Annotated in this window: 14 protein-coding genes and 1 pseudogene; 1 reads left to right on the top strand and 14 read right to left on the bottom strand. The window is 70.5% G+C overall.

The window, feature by feature from the left end; genetic code table 11:
• Positions 1-82: 82 nt before the first annotated feature.
• The 12 genes from atpD to ACTIDRAF_RS0201010 all read right to left on the bottom strand — a co-directional run bounded on the left by atpD (position 83) and on the right by ACTIDRAF_RS0201010 (position 11,304).
• Entirely contained in the window at positions 83-1,516 is a 1,434-nt protein-coding gene (atpD, locus tag ACTIDRAF_RS0201070) for a F0F1 ATP synthase subunit beta (RefSeq protein WP_083886038.1), read from the bottom strand.
• 1 nt (position 1,517) lies between these two features.
• Positions 1,518-2,447: a F0F1 ATP synthase subunit gamma gene (locus tag ACTIDRAF_RS0201065; RefSeq protein ID WP_016696858.1), complete on the bottom strand. Its 930-nt coding sequence runs from the start codon at positions 2,445-2,447 to the stop codon at positions 1,518-1,520.
• A gap of 9 nt (positions 2,448-2,456) precedes the next feature.
• Positions 2,457-4,103: a F0F1 ATP synthase subunit alpha gene (atpA, locus tag ACTIDRAF_RS0201060; protein ID WP_016696857.1), complete on the bottom strand. Its 1,647-nt coding sequence runs from the start codon at positions 4,101-4,103 to the stop codon at positions 2,457-2,459.
• A 78-nt stretch (positions 4,104-4,181) separates the two neighbouring features.
• Entirely contained in the window at positions 4,182-5,018 is an 837-nt protein-coding gene (locus ACTIDRAF_RS0201055) for a F0F1 ATP synthase subunit delta (protein ID WP_016696856.1), read from the bottom strand.
• A gap of 39 nt (positions 5,019-5,057) precedes the next feature.
• A complete protein-coding gene (locus ACTIDRAF_RS0201050; protein WP_211215238.1) occupies positions 5,058-5,606 on the bottom strand; it encodes a F0F1 ATP synthase subunit B in 549 nt (182 codons plus the stop codon).
• Between the two features lie 26 nt (positions 5,607-5,632).
• Positions 5,633-5,866, bottom strand: coding sequence for an ATP synthase F0 subunit C (atpE, locus tag ACTIDRAF_RS0201045; protein WP_016696854.1), 234 nt, complete (start codon positions 5,864-5,866; stop codon positions 5,633-5,635).
• A gap of 75 nt (positions 5,867-5,941) precedes the next feature.
• Positions 5,942-6,745, bottom strand: a complete 804-nt coding sequence (gene atpB / locus ACTIDRAF_RS0201040) for a F0F1 ATP synthase subunit A (protein WP_016696853.1) — start codon at positions 6,743-6,745, stop codon at positions 5,942-5,944.
• Positions 6,746-6,787: 42 nt separating this feature from the next.
• Positions 6,788-6,997 (bottom strand): hypothetical protein, encoded by a 210-nt coding sequence (locus ACTIDRAF_RS0201035; RefSeq protein ID WP_103057086.1) that lies wholly within the window; start codon positions 6,995-6,997, stop codon positions 6,788-6,790.
• A 61-nt stretch (positions 6,998-7,058) separates the two neighbouring features.
• Positions 7,059-7,583, bottom strand: coding sequence for a Cg1360 family ATP-synthase-associated protein (locus tag ACTIDRAF_RS26560; RefSeq protein ID WP_016696851.1), 525 nt, complete (start codon positions 7,581-7,583; stop codon positions 7,059-7,061).
• Positions 7,584-7,764: 181 nt separating this feature from the next.
• Positions 7,765-8,928 (bottom strand): glycosyltransferase family 4 protein, encoded by a 1,164-nt coding sequence (locus ACTIDRAF_RS0201025; RefSeq protein ID WP_016696850.1) that lies wholly within the window; start codon positions 8,926-8,928, stop codon positions 7,765-7,767.
• Between the two features lie 26 nt (positions 8,929-8,954).
• Entirely contained in the window at positions 8,955-10,238 is a 1,284-nt protein-coding gene (locus ACTIDRAF_RS0201020) for a serine hydroxymethyltransferase (protein ID WP_016696849.1), read from the bottom strand.
• Positions 10,239-10,653: 415 nt separating this feature from the next.
• Positions 10,654-11,304 (bottom strand): L-threonylcarbamoyladenylate synthase, encoded by a 651-nt coding sequence (locus ACTIDRAF_RS0201010; protein ID WP_016696847.1) that lies wholly within the window; start codon positions 11,302-11,304, stop codon positions 10,654-10,656.
• Between the two features lie 587 nt (positions 11,305-11,891).
• Between ACTIDRAF_RS0201010 and ACTIDRAF_RS0201005 the strand changes: the two genes are divergently transcribed.
• Positions 11,892-13,235 carry a lectin gene (locus ACTIDRAF_RS0201005; RefSeq protein WP_039785211.1) on the top strand — a complete coding sequence of 448 codons (1,344 nt, stop codon included), beginning with the start codon at positions 11,892-11,894 and terminating at the stop codon, positions 13,233-13,235.
• 55 nt (positions 13,236-13,290) lie between these two features.
• Here ACTIDRAF_RS0201005 and prmC read toward each other — a convergent pair whose 3' ends face one another.
• Positions 13,291-14,163: a peptide chain release factor N(5)-glutamine methyltransferase gene (gene prmC, locus ACTIDRAF_RS0201000; RefSeq protein WP_026065645.1), complete on the bottom strand. Its 873-nt coding sequence runs from the start codon at positions 14,161-14,163 to the stop codon at positions 13,291-13,293.
• Between the two features lie 179 nt (positions 14,164-14,342).
• Positions 14,343-15,290: pseudogene (gene prfA / locus ACTIDRAF_RS26555) on the bottom strand (peptide chain release factor 1); the annotation flags it as partial.
• Positions 15,291-15,304 lie beyond the last annotated feature (14 nt).

The following is a 15,304-nucleotide window of genomic DNA, read 5'->3' as shown; positions in this document are numbered from 1 at the left end:
CCGGACCTCCGTGGCGGAGGTCCGGCCCCGAACGTTGCGCCCGTGTACCGCGCGGGGACGACGCGAACGCCGTCCCGGCGGCTCACTTGCTGGTGAGCTTCTTGTACGCCTTCTCCAGGTCCTCCAGACCACCGATGGAGAGGAACGCCTGCTCCGGGTAGTGGTCGAAGTCGCCCTTGGTCAGCCGGTCGAAGGCCTCGATGGTCTCCTTCACCGGGACGAACGAGCCCTCCTCGCCGGTGAACTTCTGCGCGACGAAGAAGTTCTGCGACAGGTACCGCTCGATCCGCCGGGCCCGGCTCACCGTGAGCTTGTCCTCCTCGGACAGCTCGTCCATACCGAGGATGGCGATGATGTCCTGGAGCTCCTTGTACTTCTGGAGGATCCGCTTGACCTCCTGGGCCACCCGGTAGTGCTCCTGCCCCACGACCGAGGCGTCCAGGATGGTGGAGCTGGAGGTCAGCGGGTCCACCGCCGGGTAGATGCCCTTCTGGGAGATCGCCCGGGAGAGCTCGGTGGTGGCGTCCAGGTGCGCGAAGGTGGTCGCCGGGGCGGGGTCGGTGTAGTCGTCCGCCGGCACGTAGATCGCCTGCAGCGAGGTGATGGACCGGCCCTTGGTGGAGGTGATCCGCTCCTGGAGCTCACCCATCTCGTCGGCCAGCGTCGGCTGGTAGCCCACCGCGGAGGGCATCCGGCCCAGCAGGGTGGACACCTCCTGCCCGGCCTGGGTGAACCGGAAGATGTTGTCGATGAACAGCAGCACGTCCTGGTTCTGGACGTCCCGGAAGTACTCCGCCATCGTCAGCGCCGACAGCGCCACCCGCATACGGGTGCCGGGCGGCTCGTCCATCTGACCGAACACCAGCGCGGTGTCGGGGAGGACGCCCATCTCCTCCATCTCGACCCAGAGGTCGTTGCCCTCACGGGTCCGCTCGCCGACGCCGGCGAACACCGAGGTTCCGGAGAACTCACGGGCGATACGGGTGATCATTTCCTGGATGAGCACCGTCTTGCCCACACCGGCGCCACCGAACAGGCCGATCTTGCCACCCTTGACGTACGGGGTGAGCAGGTCGATGACCTTGATGCCCGTCTCCAGGACCTCGGTCCGACCCTCCAGCTGGTCGAAGGCCGGGGCCTTGCGGTGGATCTCCCAGCGCTCCGCGTCCGAGGCGTGCCCCGGCTTGTCCAGGCAGTCGCCCAGGGCGTTGAACACGTGCCCCTTGACCGAGTCGCCGACCGGCACCGAGATACCGGCGCCCGTGTCGGTGACCTTGGCACCCCGGACCAGGCCCTGGGTGGGCTGCATGGAGATGGTCCGCACCGAGTTGTCGCCCAGGTGCTGCGCGACCTCCAGGGTCAGCGTCTTCTCCATGCCCTCGGCGGTGATCTCCACGCTGAGGGCGTTGTAGAGGTCGGGCACCTCGCCACGCGGGAACTCGACGTCCACGACCGGGCCGAGAACCTGGACAACGCGGCCGGCCCCAACCGCGGTGCTGGTGGCAGTTGCAGTCATGTCACTCACTTCCTGCGGACGAGAGCGCCTCGACACCGCCGACGATCTCGCTGATTTCCTGGGTGATCTGCGCCTGGCGGGCCTGGTTGGCCTGGCGACTGAGGTTCTGGATGATCTCGTCGGCGTTGTCCGTCGCGGACTTCATCGCGTTCCGGCGGGCCGCCAGCTCGGCCGCCGAGGCGTCGAGCAGACCGGCGTACAACCGGGAGTTGATGTACTTCGGCAACAGCGCCGCCAGCAGCGCCTCCGCGTCCGGCTCGAACTCGTAGTTCGGCGTGGGCACGGCGTCGGTCGGCTCGTCGGTGTACTCGACCTCCAGCGGAGCGACCCGGCGGGCCACCGGCCGCTGCGTGAGCATCGAGACGAACTCGGTGTGCACCATGTGCAGCTCGTCGATGCCGAGCACGCCGTCGGCGCCGGGCTCGTCACCCTCGTCGTCGGCCCCGGCCAGGAAGGCCCGCACCAGCGTCTCGGCGACGTCGGCGGCGTCGGCGTACCCCGGCCGCTGGCTGAACCCCGTCCAGCTCTGCTCGATGGGCCGCTGGCGGAAGCGGTAGTAGCTCACGCCCTTGCGGCCGATCACGTAGAGCACCGGGGTCTTGCCCTGCTCGCGCAGCAGCGTCTGCAGTTCCTCGGCCGCCTTGATCACGTTGGCGTTGTAGCCGCCGCACAGCCCCTGGTCGCTGGTGACGACCAGCACGCCGACCCGCTTGGGCTCCTCCCGCTCGACCAGCATCGGGTGGTCGAGGGAGGAGGACCCGGCGAGCGCGCTGAGCACGTTCGTGATCTCCTCGGCGTAGGGCCGGGAGGCCTCCACCCGCGCCTGCGCCCGGTTGATCCGCGAGGTCGCGATCAACTCCATCGCCTTGGTGATCTTGCGGGTGGACTTGACCGAGCGGACCCGTTCGCGTAGCTCTCGAAGTTGGGCCATGTTATCGGCTCACTTCTTCGGGGCGGGACGGTTGACCTTGACCGTCTCCTGCCCGACCTTCTCGGCGTCCATCGCCTCGGCGGGGGCCTCGTGCGGGATCAGCGAGGAGCCGTCGGAGGTGACGAACTGCTTCTTGAACTCGTCGGTCACCGAGACGAGCCGCTCCGCGTTCTCGTCGCTGAGCACCTTGCTGTCGCGGATCTCGGTGAGGATGCCCTCGTGGGCGTGCCGCAGGTGGTCCAGCAGCTCCGACTCGAACCGCCGCACGTCGGCGACCGGCACGGCGTCGAAGTGGCCCCGGGTGCCGAGGTAGATCGAGACGACCTCCTCCTGCACCGGGACCGGTTGGCCCTGGCCCTGCTTGAGGATCTCGTAGAGCCGGGCACCCCGCTCCAGCTGCGCCTTGGAGGCCGCGTCCAGGTCCGAGGCGAAGGCGGAGAACGCCTCCAGCTCCCGGTACTGGGCGAGGTCGAGCCGCAGCGTTCCGGAGACCGCCTTCATCGCCTTGATCTGGGCGGCGCCACCGACACGGGAGACGGAGATACCGACGTCCACCGCCGGCCGCTGGCCGGAGTTGAACAGGTCGGACTGGAGGAAGCACTGCCCGTCGGTGATGGAGATGACGTTGGTGGGGATGTAGGCCGAGACGTCGTTGGCCTTGGTCTCGATGATCGGCAGGCCCGTCATCGAGCCGCCACCCAGCTCGTCCGACAGCTTCGCGCAGCGCTCCAGCAGACGCGAGTGCAGGTAGAAGACGTCACCGGGGTAGGCCTCACGGCCCGGCGGGCGGCGCAGCAGCAGCGAGATGGCCCGGTAGGCCTCCGCCTGCTTCGACAGGTCGTCGAAGATGATCAGGACGTGCTTGCCCTGGTACATCCAGTGCTGGCCGATGGCGGAACCCGCGTAGGGGGCCAGCCACTTCAGGCCGGGCGAGTCGGACGCGGTGGCGGCCACGATGGTCGTGTACTCCATCGCGCCGGCCTCCTCCAGCGACCGCTTCACCGAGGCGATCGTGGAGCCCTTCTGGCCGATGGCGACGTAGATGCAGCGGACCTGCTGCTTGGGGTCGCCGGTCTCCCAGTTGCCCTTCTGGTTGATGATGGTGTCCACGCAGACGGCGGTCTTGCCGGTCTTGCGGTCACCGATGACCAGCTGGCGCTGGCCGCGACCGATCGGGGTCATCGCGTCGATGGCCTTGATACCGGTCTGGAGCGGCTCGCGGACCTCCTGCCGCTGCACCACGGTGGCCGCCTGGAGCTCCAGCGCCCGCCGCTCCTCGGCGACGATCTCGCCGAGGCCGTCGATGGGCTCGCCCAGCGCGTTCACCACGCGGCCGAGGAAGCCGTCGCCCACCGGCACCGACAGCACCTGGCCGGTGCGGCGGACCTGCTGGCCCTCCTCGATCTTCTCCGAGTCACCCAGGACGACGGCGCCGATCGACCTCTCGTTGAGGTTCATCGCGACGCCGTTGATGCCGCCGGGGAACTCCAGCAGCTCCTCCGTCATCACCGAAGGCAGGCCCTCGACATGGGCGATGCCGTCACCGGTGTCCGTGACGACGCCTACCTCTTCTCGGCTGACTTCGGGAGAGTAGCTGGAGACGTACTTCTCGATCGCACTGCGGATCTCGTCCGACGAGATCGTCAGCTCCGCCATGTCGTTCCTGCTCTCGGTCGTTCTCAAGCGGTGTTGGTCTTGGTTGCGCGGCTGCTCGCGCGGGGCGCCGATACGCGCCTATCCCGCGAGCTGCCGCCGTAGTGCGGCCAACCGGCCCGCGGCGCTGCCGTCGATGATCTCGTCGCCGACCTGGATGACCAGGCCGCCGACCAGCGTCGGGTCCACCTCGGTGTGCACGGCGACTGGTCGGGAGTAGATCCGGCTGAGCAGCGCGGCCAGCCGTTCCTCCTGAGCGTCCGACAGCACGGTCGCGGAGCGAACGTGCGCCACGGAACGCTCCCGGCGCTTGGCGGCGGCTGCCGCCAACTCCTCCAGGCCCGCGACGGCCGTCCGGCCGCCCGGCTGGCTGACGAGCTGCTCCACCAGGGCCAGGGTGACCGGGTCACTCCGGTCGGTGAGCAACTGCCGGACCAGGGTCACCTTGCCCGCCGCCGACCCGGCGGGGTCGGACAGCAACTGGTCGAGCTCGGGCTGGCTGGCGACGATCCGGCCGAGGCGGAACAGCTCGTCCTCGACGGTGTCGAGCCGACCGGCGCGCTCGGCGCTGATCAGCATCGCCTCCCAGCTCAGCCGGCCGACGCCCTCCACGAGCTCGCGGGGGCTCGACCAGCGGGCGGTCACCACGGTCGCGAGGACGTTCAGCGCTCGGGCGCCGATCTTGCGCCCGAGCACCTCCCGCACCAGCGACTCGCGGTGTGCCGGCTCGCTCGCGGCGTCGGCGAGGGACCGGCGCAGCGAGGACTCCCGACCGAGCAGCCGGCTGACCGCTCCGAGGTCCTCGCCGACACCAGCCAGCTCCTCGCCGGTGACGCCGTCGAGTTCGGCGTGCAGCCGCTCGGCGGCGGCGGCGAAGGCGTCCCGACTCGCCGCGTGCAGTGTGGTCACGGTGGTCACGACGTCTCCACTCCCCTGTTCGGCACGATGGTCACCTGGTCACTTGCTCGCCGGAGCCGACACCGAGTCCAGCTCGTCCAGGAACCGGTCCACGGTCCCCCGACGACGGGCCTCGTCCTCCAGGGATTCGCCGATCACCCGGCTGGCCAGGTCGATCGACATCCGGCCCAGGTCGGCCCGGAGCTCGGCCACGATCTGGGCGCGCTGGGCGTCCAGCTGGGCCTGGCCCTGGGCGACGATGCGCGCGGACTCCTCCTGAGCCCGGGTCCGCATCTCCTCGATGATCTGGTCGCCCTCGGCACGAGCGTCGTCCCGGATGCGGGCCGCCTCGGCCCTGGCCTCGGCGAGCTGGGCCTGGTACTGCTCCAGCGTCTCCTTGGCCTCCTGTTGGGCCTTCTCGGCCCGGGCGATACCGCCCTCGATCTTGTCGGTTCGCTCGTCGAGCACGCGCTGGAAGATCGGGAGGACGAACTTCCAGAACAGCAGACCGACGAGAACGAAGCAGACCGCGGACCAGAAGATGTCGTACCCAGGCGGCAGCAGCGGATTCGGGTTGTCGCCCGCCGCCAGCACTGCGAATGTACTCACGATGGTCGCCTAACGGTCGGTTCGGATCAGCCCATGCCGCCGAAGAGGATGCCGGCGATGAGGCCCAGCAGACCCAGGACCTCGACGAAGGCGATACCCAGGATCATGGTGGTCCGCAGCTGACCGGCGATCTCCGGCTGACGGGCCATGCCCTCGACCGTCTTGCCGATCAGGATGCCCAGACCGATACCCGGGCCGAGAGTGGCCAGACCGTAGCCGACGGTCGCGATGTTGCCTTCGATCGCAGCGAGGATTTCCACTTCCGTGTCTTCCCTTTCATGTTGGCCTCCCGGTGTTCACCGGAAGGTCGTCTCTGGTGCTCGCAGGTCGTGCCGTCAGTGTTCGGCGTGGGACGCCAGGTCGATGTAGACGGCGGCGAGCAGAGTGAAGATGTACGCCTGCAGCACCGCCACCAGGATCTCGAAGAGCGTGAAGGCGAACCCGGCCCCGAGGGTCAGGACGCCGACCGGCGCGAGCAGCGCCGACCCCGCCTCGACGAACATGAAGTTGGTGGCGGAGAAGAACAGCACCAGGATCAGGTGGCCGGCCATCATGTTGGCCAGCAACCGGACCGTCAGCGCGAAGGGGCGCAGGATGAACGTCGAGACGAACTCGACGGGCACGATGATCGGCGCCATGTAGAGCGGCACACCCGACGGGAGCAGGTTGCTCTTCATGTAGGGGCCGAAACCCTGCGCCTTGATCCCCGCGTAGTTGAAGACGATCCACGCCACGATGGCCAACACCAGCGGCGTGCCGATGAGGCTGGTTCCCGCGATGTTGAGCAACGGGATCACGCCGGCGAGGTTCAACGCCGTGATCATGAAGAAGAACGTGGTGAGGATCGGCAGGAATCGTCGCGCCGCCCCCTTGCCGAGGATCTCCTCGGCGATGTGCAGGCGGACGAAGTCCAGGAAGTACTCGGCGACGTTCTGGAGCCCTCGGGGCACGAGCTTGGCCCGGCGCAGCGCGAGGATGAAGAACAACGCCAACAGCGCCACCATGACGAACCGGACCAGCATGATCCGGTTGATCTCGAAGATCGTGCCCTCGAACAGCAGGGCGCCGGGGTAGAACTCCTCGATACCGGGCGCGTGGAAACCCTCTCCGTCACCCGCGGCCAGCACGGCGGCCAACACTTGCGCGTTCAGTGTGGTCTCCCTGGTCGTAGCCGGCGCGGATCAGGCCCGGCCGAAACGGACGTACACGATGTAGAGCGCAGTAAGCAGCCCCAGCCCCAGACCGACGAAGGTCCACAGCCAGCTGTCACTGATCAGGTCAACGGCGAACCCGATGCCACCCCAGGCGATGGGGCCGGCGATCAGGGTCCTGATGAGCAACCCCCGGGTGGACTCACCCTTCTGGGGTGGTTTGTCCGACTGATCACTCATCTTGAAGCGCACTTTACCAACCGGATTCCGCCAGGACGAACCCCAGGGGCGTTAGCCGTCGTCACTGGTCAGAGCCTGATCGGCTCGCGGCGGGAGCGGTGTCGACCGCGTCGCCCGCCTCCGGGTCCACCCCGGGCCGGGCCGGTTCGTCCCCGGTGTCCGGTTCACTACTCGCCGTAGTGGTGTCGACGTAGGGCACCCGACTGGTGAGGATCACTCGGGTCTGGACCGCCATCACACCGATTACGGTCAGTACGACGACACCGAACAGCACTATCCGCGAGTAGAAGTCCTCGTTGCGCAACAGGGCCAGCACGACGAACAGCACGATCATCTTGCCCAGCCAAGAGCCGAGCACGGCCGCCGCCATCACGGTGGGGGACGCCGACGCGGTCATCACGCTGACCACCGTCGTGACCAGCATGAACCCGGCGGCGAGCGCGATCCCGATCGCCGCGCCCCACACCCCGGGAACCCCGTCGACCAGCCAACCGGCACCCAGCAGCACCGGGGTTCCCACCCCGAGTGCCAGCAGCGCCTGACGCAGGGCGGAACGCAGTGTCCCCGCCACGGTGGCTGCCTTCACCGCACGACCCCTCACTCGTCGACTGCGCGGGACGCACGCCCTCGCGCGGGACCATTGTCGCCCATACCCGGACCTCACCCGTCGACCGGGTGCCGGGCCGGCGCGCTCCGGGGACACCAGTGACCGTGCGTGATGACCGGGGGCGACACGGGGGCGGCGGCCGGATGTGGCCAGGGCCGCGTCAGGGGCGGCGGCGGTTCGCCAGTTCGCGCAGCCGGGGCACGGCCGACACGATCACGGCGATCAACAGGCCACCCAGCACGCCCCACACGACCACCGACGGGTCGAAGATGGTCACCGCGACCGCCCCGAACGCCAGCAACGCCGCCCACAGGTAGATCAACATGACCGCGCGGCGCTGGGAGTGGCCGATCTCCAGCAGGCGGTGGTGCAGGTGCATCTTGTCCGCGCTGAACGGGCTCTGCCCGCGCCGGGTCCGGCGGATGATCGCCATGATCAGGTCGAGCAGCGGGACGAAGAGCACGGCCGCCACCACGAGCAGCGGGGAGAGCAGCGCGATCGCGTCGCTCGCGCTGTAGCGGGAGTAGTCGATGTCGCCGGAGGCCGTCGTGCTCGCCGCCGCGAGCATCAGGCCGATCAGCATCGACCCCGAGTCACCCATGAAGAGCCGGGCCGGCTGGAAGTTGTACGGAAGGAAGCCCAGGCAACCGCCCGCCAGGGTGGCCGCGATCAGCGCCGGCGGGTAGGCGCCGACGTCACCGCCCACGTCCGAGAGCAGGCCCAGGGAGAACACGCAGATCGCCGAGGCCGCGATGAACCCGATGCCCGCCGCCAGCCCGTCGAGGCCGTCGACGAAGTTCATCGCGTTGATCATCGTGACGGCGAGCAGCACGGTGAGCACCGCGCCCTGGTTGCCGGAGAGCACCAGCAGGGAGCCGACGCTGTCGCCCTGCTCCCCCCACGGCACCCAGAAGAAGAACCACTGCACGCCGAAGAGCACCAGGATGCCGGCGGTCATGATCTGACCGGCCAGCTTCGTGATCGAGTCCAGCTCGAAACGGTCGTCGAGCATCCCGATCAGCACGATCACGCCGCCCGCGACGGCCACCCCGAGGATCTCGTAGGAGTAGTCGAAGGCACGGCTGAGGACCGGGAGCCGCCAGGCGAGCAGCATGCCGGCCACCACGCCGATGAAGATCGCGACCCCGCCCATCCTGGGCATGGGTTTGACGTGGACATCCCGCTGCCGGGGATGCGCCACGGCGCCGATGCGGATGGCGAGCAGCCGGATCATGCCGGTGACCAGGAAGGTCACGGCGGCTGCCGTCAGTCCCACGAGGAGGTACTCGCGGACCGGTAAGCCGGCCGGAGCGAAACCTGGCATCACGCTTGTCGTACCGCTTCTGTTCGTCAGGCCGGACGGGGGTAGGCGGGAAGGGCTGCCACGAGTTCGGCCACCCCGGCGCCGACCTCCGCGAGGACGTCGTCACCGGCGGGGGTACCGGGCTCGGCGCGAACCGCTCGAGCGAGCAGCCGGGCGATCTCCGCCATCTCGGGCTCCCGCATGCCCTGTGTGGTGACGGCCGGCGATCCGATCCGGATGCCGGAGGCGATCGTGGGCTTGGCAGGGTCGAAGGGGATGGCGTTCTTGTTGAGGGTGATGCCGGCGGCCTCGGCCCTGCCCTCGGCCTCGGCGCCGCTCACCCCGAGGGCGCGCAGGTCCAGCAGCGCCAGGTGGGTGTCGGTCCCGCCGGAGACGGCGCGCATCCCCTCCGCCACCAGCCCGGCCGCCAGCGCCCCGGCGTTCACCACCACCTGCCGCGCGTACTCCTGGTAGGCGGGGCTGGCCGCCTCGCGGAGCGCGACCGCCTTCGCCGCGACCGCGTGCATCAGCGGCCCGCCCTGGGTGAAGGGGAACACGGCCCGGTCGATGGCCCTGGCGTGCTCGGCGCGGCAGAGGATCATGCCGCCGCGCGGGCCGCGCAGCACCTTGTGGGTGGTGCAGGTGACGACGTCGGCATAGGGAACCGGGGACGGGATGGCGCCGCCGGCGACCAGCCCGATGACGTGGGCGGCGTCGACCACCAGCACGGCGCCCACCTCGTCGGCGATCTCGCGGAACGCCGCGTAGTCGATCAGGCGCGGGTACGCGGTGGCGCCGGCGATCAACAGCCGGGGTCGGTGCTCCCGCGCGAGGTCGCGCACCTGGTCGTAGTCGATCAGTTCGGTGTCCGCGCGCACTCCGTAGGAGACCGCGTGGAACCAGCTCCCCGAGAAGTTCACCCGCGAGCCGTGGGTGAGGTGGCCGCCCTGCTTGAGGTCCATGGCCAGCACGGTGTCCCCGGGGCTCGCGAACGCGGCGTAGGCGGCGAGGTTGGCGCTGGCCCCCGAGTGGGGCTGGAGGTTGGCGTGCTCGGCGCCGAACAGTTCCCGAGCCCGCGCGGTCCCGATCTCCTCGGCGCGGTCGACCTGGGCGCAGCCCCCGTAGTAGCGGTGTCCCGGATAGCCCTCGGCGTACTTGTTGGACAGGGTGGACCCCAGGGCGGCCAGCACCGCCGGACTGGTCAGGTTCTCGCTGGCGATCAGTTGCAGCCCGCCCCGCACGCGGTCGAGTTCCCCCAGGACGACGTCGGCGATCTCGGGGTCGGTGTCACGCAGGGAGCCGAAGTCCGGCCCCCAGAACGGCGTGCTCACTGCTGACTGCTCCTCGCCTCGGGTGGGAACGAGTGACCGCGTCGCCTCGCCACGAGCGGTTGGCCCGACGGGGTCTGGCCCGCGGTGTCCGCCCGCCGTCAGGTCTCCACCAACCGGCGCCCTCGCGCGTAGCGGTGTCACAGACCATAGCCCTGGTTGGTGGCGCGGGGCACACCAGCCTCGCCGACGGGAGGACCGCCGCGTACGGGCGCCGCGCACCAGGAACCGGTCGCGGGGCGCCAGGCCGATCGCGTGCCCTCACGCTACTGCGTGATCTTGTCGTCAGGTCGGCGGCCCGACCTCCCCCGGTGGGCCGGGCGACCGCCAGGACGAGCCCGGGCCCCGGGTGACCGCGCCCACGGCGACGGCGCCGCCCGCGCCGATCGTGGCGAGGACCACAGCGTCCCGGGGTGCCTCAGTCCGCGACGGCCACCTCGACGCCCAGGACCTCGGAGATCTCCGCACTCGACACCGCGCCCACCCGCAGGATCCGGGGTGCCGGGCCGGTCAGGTCGACCATCGTGGACGGGGTCGCGCGCTCGGCTGGGCCGCCGTCGAGGTAGACGGGAACGTCCTCAGCGAGCTGGTTCCTGGCCTCCTCCGCCGTGGTGGCCGGCGGCTGGCCGGACCGGTTGGCACTGGAGACGGCCATCGGACCGACCTCGCGCAGCAGTTCCAGGGCCACCGGGTGCAACGGCATCCGCAGCATCACGGTCCCCCGGGTCCGGCCGAGGTCCCAGGCCAGGGAGGGCGCGTGGTTGAGCACCAGGGACAGGCCACCGGGCCAGAACGCCTCGATCAGCGCCCGGGCCTGCCGGGGCACCGACAGCACCAGGCCGTCGATCGTCGTCCACGACCCGACCAGTACCGGGACGGGCATGTCCGGGCCGCGTCCCTTGACGGACAACAGGCTGCGGACGGCGGCGGAGTCGAAGGCGTCGCACCCCAGCCCGTACACCGTGTCGGTGGGCAGGACGACGAGCTGGCCGGCGCGCACCGTCTCCGCGGCGGCGGCGAGCCCCGCCTGCCGGGTCTCGGGAATGTTGCAGTCATAGCTCGTGCTCACAGGCACGATCCTGGCACCCGGGCGGTTGGCGGGAGCAGCGGGACCTGCCCGCCGGGCGGCGGGCCGGGTGACCCCACCGGTCCGGGCGGCCCGCGCGGCGGGTCCTGGAGGCACCGGGGGACCGCTCCCCCGGCGTGGTCGACCGCGGATTCCGCCGTCCCGCCCCCGTGCTCGACAGGGGGACTGCCCCGCACTCCGATGCGGAAATCGGCGAACCGCCGGCCCACCGGTGGCTCCCCGGATTCACCGAGTCCCGTTCGTTTCGTTCACCGGTTCGCCTTTTCGCCGTCCACGAGCGGAACGAACGAAGAATGGCGGGCGGCGACGTCGCGCCTTTCCCCCACGACGACGAATAGTGCTTTCCGCGCCGAACCCGCAGCGCAGCGGGTCCCCTGTCCCGTTTTGGGCCGATTCTGACCGCCTCGGATACTCCTTCCGAAGGCATCCGGAGATCCGCACGGGCGCCGTTCCGGTACTCCCACCGGCCTCATCGGAACCCTGCGGGCGACCCGCACCCTTGACATCGGCACCGGGCGGTGTTTTGTTTCCGACCACCATTTTTCCGCCTGTGAGTGGAGGTCATCTTCATGGCCCTTTCCCCTGTGCCGACGTCCGGTCGACGTGGCCGGAGAAGGAATGCCGGTGTCCTGGCGGCCGTCCTGGCCGTCGGCTCGACCCTCGCCGTACCGACAGCCCACGCCGACGTCGACGCTGTCCCCGAGGTCGGCACCTCGACGGCGCTGGCGTCGACGACGAGTGACCCGTCCTCGGCGGCCGGGGTGACCCCGCTCGTCCTCACCTGGGAGGACGACTTCGAGGGTCCGTCCGGCGCCGCACCGGACCCCGCCAAGTGGAACCACGAGATCGGTGGCCACGGTTGGGGGAACAACGAGCTCCAGTACTACACGGCCGACCGCCGCAACTCCGCGCTCGACGGGCAGGGCAACCTCGTCATCACCTCGACCCGGGAGGGCACCGAGGGGCTGAGCTGCCACTACGGCCCCTGCCAGTTCACCTCGGCCCGCCTGACGACGCAGAACAAGTTCTCGCAGCGCTACGGCCGTTTCGAGGCCCGCATCCAGGTCCCCCGGGGCAACGGGGTGTGGCCCGCGTTCTGGATGCTGGGGGACGGCTTCCCCGAGACCCCCTGGCCCCACAGCGGTGAGATCGACATCATGGAGGTCATCGGCCGGGAGGGCGGCACCGCGCACGGCACCATCCACGGCCCCGGCTACTCGGCCGGCGAGGGGATCACCGGTTCGTACACCCTGCCCGGCGGGCAGCAGTTCGCCGACGGGTTCCACGTCTTCGCGGTCGACTGGTCGCCGGAAGGCATGGTGTGGTCGGTGGACGGGCACGTGTACCACCAGGTGACGCGGTCCAGCGTGGGCAACAACCCGTGGGTGTTCGACCAGAACTTCTTCATGATCCTGAACTCGGCGGTGGGCGGCGACTGGCCCGGTCCGCCCGACGACTCCACCCAGTTCCCCCAGCGGATGCTCATCGACTACGTGCGGGTCTACGAGGGCTCGGGGACACCGCCGCCCGGCGACGGGACCGGGACGATCAGGGGCATCGGCGAGCTGTGCCTGGACGTGGCCGGCGGCAACGCCAGCGACGGAACCCCGGTCCAGATCGCGCACTGCAACGGCTCCGACGCCCAGCAGTGGACCCGGCAGGGCGACACCATCCGCTCCCTGGGGTTCTGCCTCGACGTCGCGGGCGGCGATCCCTCCGCCGGCACCCGGGTGCAGATCGCGCACTGCAACGGCTCGGACGCGCAGCGGTGGCGGGTCGAGTCGGGGGACATCGTCTCGGTGCTGGCCAACCGGTGCCTGGGCACGGAGCACGGACGCTGGGACGACGGCACTCCCACACTGATCTGGGACTGCACGGGTGCGGTCGACCAGAAGTGGTACCCGTACTGGTGATGCCCGGTTGACGGCCGGCGCTGGTGACGGCGCCGGCCGTTCGCCCCGGGCCGGGTCAGGACAACGAACGCCGCAGGGCCGTGGCGAACCGGGGCCGTCCGGCCAGGTCGGGGTGGTCGGCCACCTCGGTGAGCACCTGACGGGCCCGCAGGAGTTCCGGCACCGCCTCCCCGTGGGTGTCGTCGTGCTCCAGCGCCAGCGCCCCGCCGGGGCGGAGCAGCCGCACCGCGCAGTGCACGACCTGGCGGATGGTCTCCAGGCCGTCGAGGCCGCCGAACACCGCCGCGTGCGGGTCGTGCTCGGCGACCTCGACCGGCACGGGCGTGCCCTCGGGCACGTAGGGCGGGTTGCACACGACGAGGTCGACCGTGCCGTCCAGCTCCGACAGCAGCTCCGGGTCGCCGACGTCACCGAACCGGAGGTCCACCGGACGGTCCCCGGCGCCCACCAGGGCGTTGGCGTTGCGCCTCGCCCAGGCGAGCGCGCTCGGGTCCCGCTCCACCGCGTGGACGGTGGCGTCGGGGCGGGCGTTCGCGAAGGCCAACGCCAGGACACCGGACCCGGTGCACAGGTCCACGACCGTCGGCTGCCTGGTGCGGCGCAGGTGCGCCAGCCCCCAGGCCAGCAGCAGCTCCGTCTCCGGCCTCGGCACGAAGACGCCCGGCCCCACGCTCACCGTGATCGCCCCCATCGCCGCCCAGCCGGTGATGTGCTGGAGGGGAATCCCCTTCGACCGTTCCCTGACCAGCCGGTGCAGTTCCTCGACCACGGCGACGGTCACCAGCGGGACCATCGTGAGCTTGGTGCGTTCCACCCCGACGACGTGGGCGGCGAGCAGCTCGGCGTCCGCCCGGGGGCTCGCCACCCCGGCCTCCCGCAGAATCCGTTCGGCCTCGGCGACGGCGAGTCGCAACGGCTGCTTGGACAATTCCTCCCCCTCCCGGTCCGGGACCCGTCTCCCCGCACCAGCCAACCACGGCTGGGCAGGCACGCCCGGTCAGCGACCCCGCGACCCGGCCAACCCGTCGACCGGGTTACCGGGGCGGTCCCCCGTCCGAGTGGCCACCGCCGCCCCGACCGCCCGGACCGGCGGCCCGGTGATGGCGGTCAGGCCGTCGGTGCCGCGCTGCGTTCCATCCGCTCCTGGCGGTCGGCGGCGCCCAGCGCGTCCAGCACCGCGTCGAGGTCACCCTCGAGGACCTGGTCCAGGTTGTGCGCCTTGTACCCGACCCGGTGGTCGGAGATCCGGTTCTCCGGGAAGTTGTAGGTGCGCACCCGCTCGGACCGGTCGACGGTGCGCACCTGGCTGCGGCGGGCCGCGGAGGCCTCCCGCGCGGCCTGTTCCTCCGCCGCGGCCACCAGCCGCGCGCGGAGCACCTGCATCGCCCTGGTCTTGTTCTGCAACTGGCTGCGCTCGTTCTGGCAGGACACGACGATGCCGGTGGGCAGGTGGGTGATCCGGACCGCGGAGTCCGTCGTGTTCACGCTCTGCCCGCCGTGCCCGGAGGACCGGAAGACGTCCACCCGGAGGTCGTTCTCGTCGATCTCGACGGCGACGTCCTCCTGTTCCGGGTACACGAGCACCCCGGCCGCGGAGGTGTGGATGCGGCCCTGCGACTCCGTCACCGGGACCCGTTGGACGCGGTGCACCCCGCCCTCGAACTTCAGCCTCGACCACACGCCGTCGGCCTGGACGGGGCCCTTCACGACCATCGTGGCGTCCTTGATGCCCCCGAGTTCCGACTCGGTGACGTCCAGCACCTCGGTGCGCCACCCCCGGCGCTCGGCGTACCGCTCGTACATCCGTAGCAGCTCGGCGGCGAACAGCGCCGACTCCGCTCCGCCCTCCCCCGACTTGATCTCCAGCACCGCGTCGGAGGAGTCGTGCGGGTCGCGGGGGACGAGCAGCTCGGCGACCCTCGCCTCCAGCTCGGGGAGCTGGGCGGCCAGCTCCTCGGCCTCCTCGGCGAAGGCCTGGTCCTCAGCGGCCAGTTCCCGGGCCGCCTCCAGGTCGGTGCGCACCCGTTCCAGCTCGCGGGCGGCCTGCACGACGGGCCGTCAGCTCGGCG

It is taken from the genome of Actinoalloteichus spitiensis RMV-1378 (genome assembly GCF_000239155.1).
Taxonomy (GTDB): Bacteria; Actinomycetota; Actinomycetes; order Mycobacteriales; family Pseudonocardiaceae; genus Actinoalloteichus_B; species Actinoalloteichus_B spitiensis.
The sequence above is the reverse complement of the archived record's forward strand: the minus strand, read 5'-3'. Positions and strand labels throughout refer to the sequence as shown.

Bases quoted from the DNA above. Each gene is read 5' to 3' on its own strand.
- ACTIDRAF_RS0201065 (WP_016696858.1), bottom strand. From the start codon at position 2,447: ATGGCCCAACTTCGAGAGCTACGCGAACGGGTCCGCTCGGTCAAGTCC.
- atpD (WP_083886038.1), bottom strand. From the start codon at position 1,516: ATGACTGCAACTGCCACCAGCACCGCGGTTGGGGCCGGCCGCGTTGTC.
- ACTIDRAF_RS0201005 (WP_039785211.1), top strand. From the start codon at position 11,892: ATGGCCCTTTCCCCTGTGCCGACGTCCGGTCGACGTGGCCGGAGAAGG.
- ACTIDRAF_RS0201035 (WP_103057086.1), bottom strand. From the start codon at position 6,997: ATGAGTGATCAGTCGGACAAACCACCCCAGAAGGGTGAGTCCACCCGG.
- atpA (WP_016696857.1), bottom strand. From the start codon at position 4,103: ATGGCGGAGCTGACGATCTCGTCGGACGAGATCCGCAGTGCGATCGAG.
- ACTIDRAF_RS0201025 (WP_016696850.1), bottom strand. From the start codon at position 8,928: ATGCCAGGTTTCGCTCCGGCCGGCTTACCGGTCCGCGAGTACCTCCTC.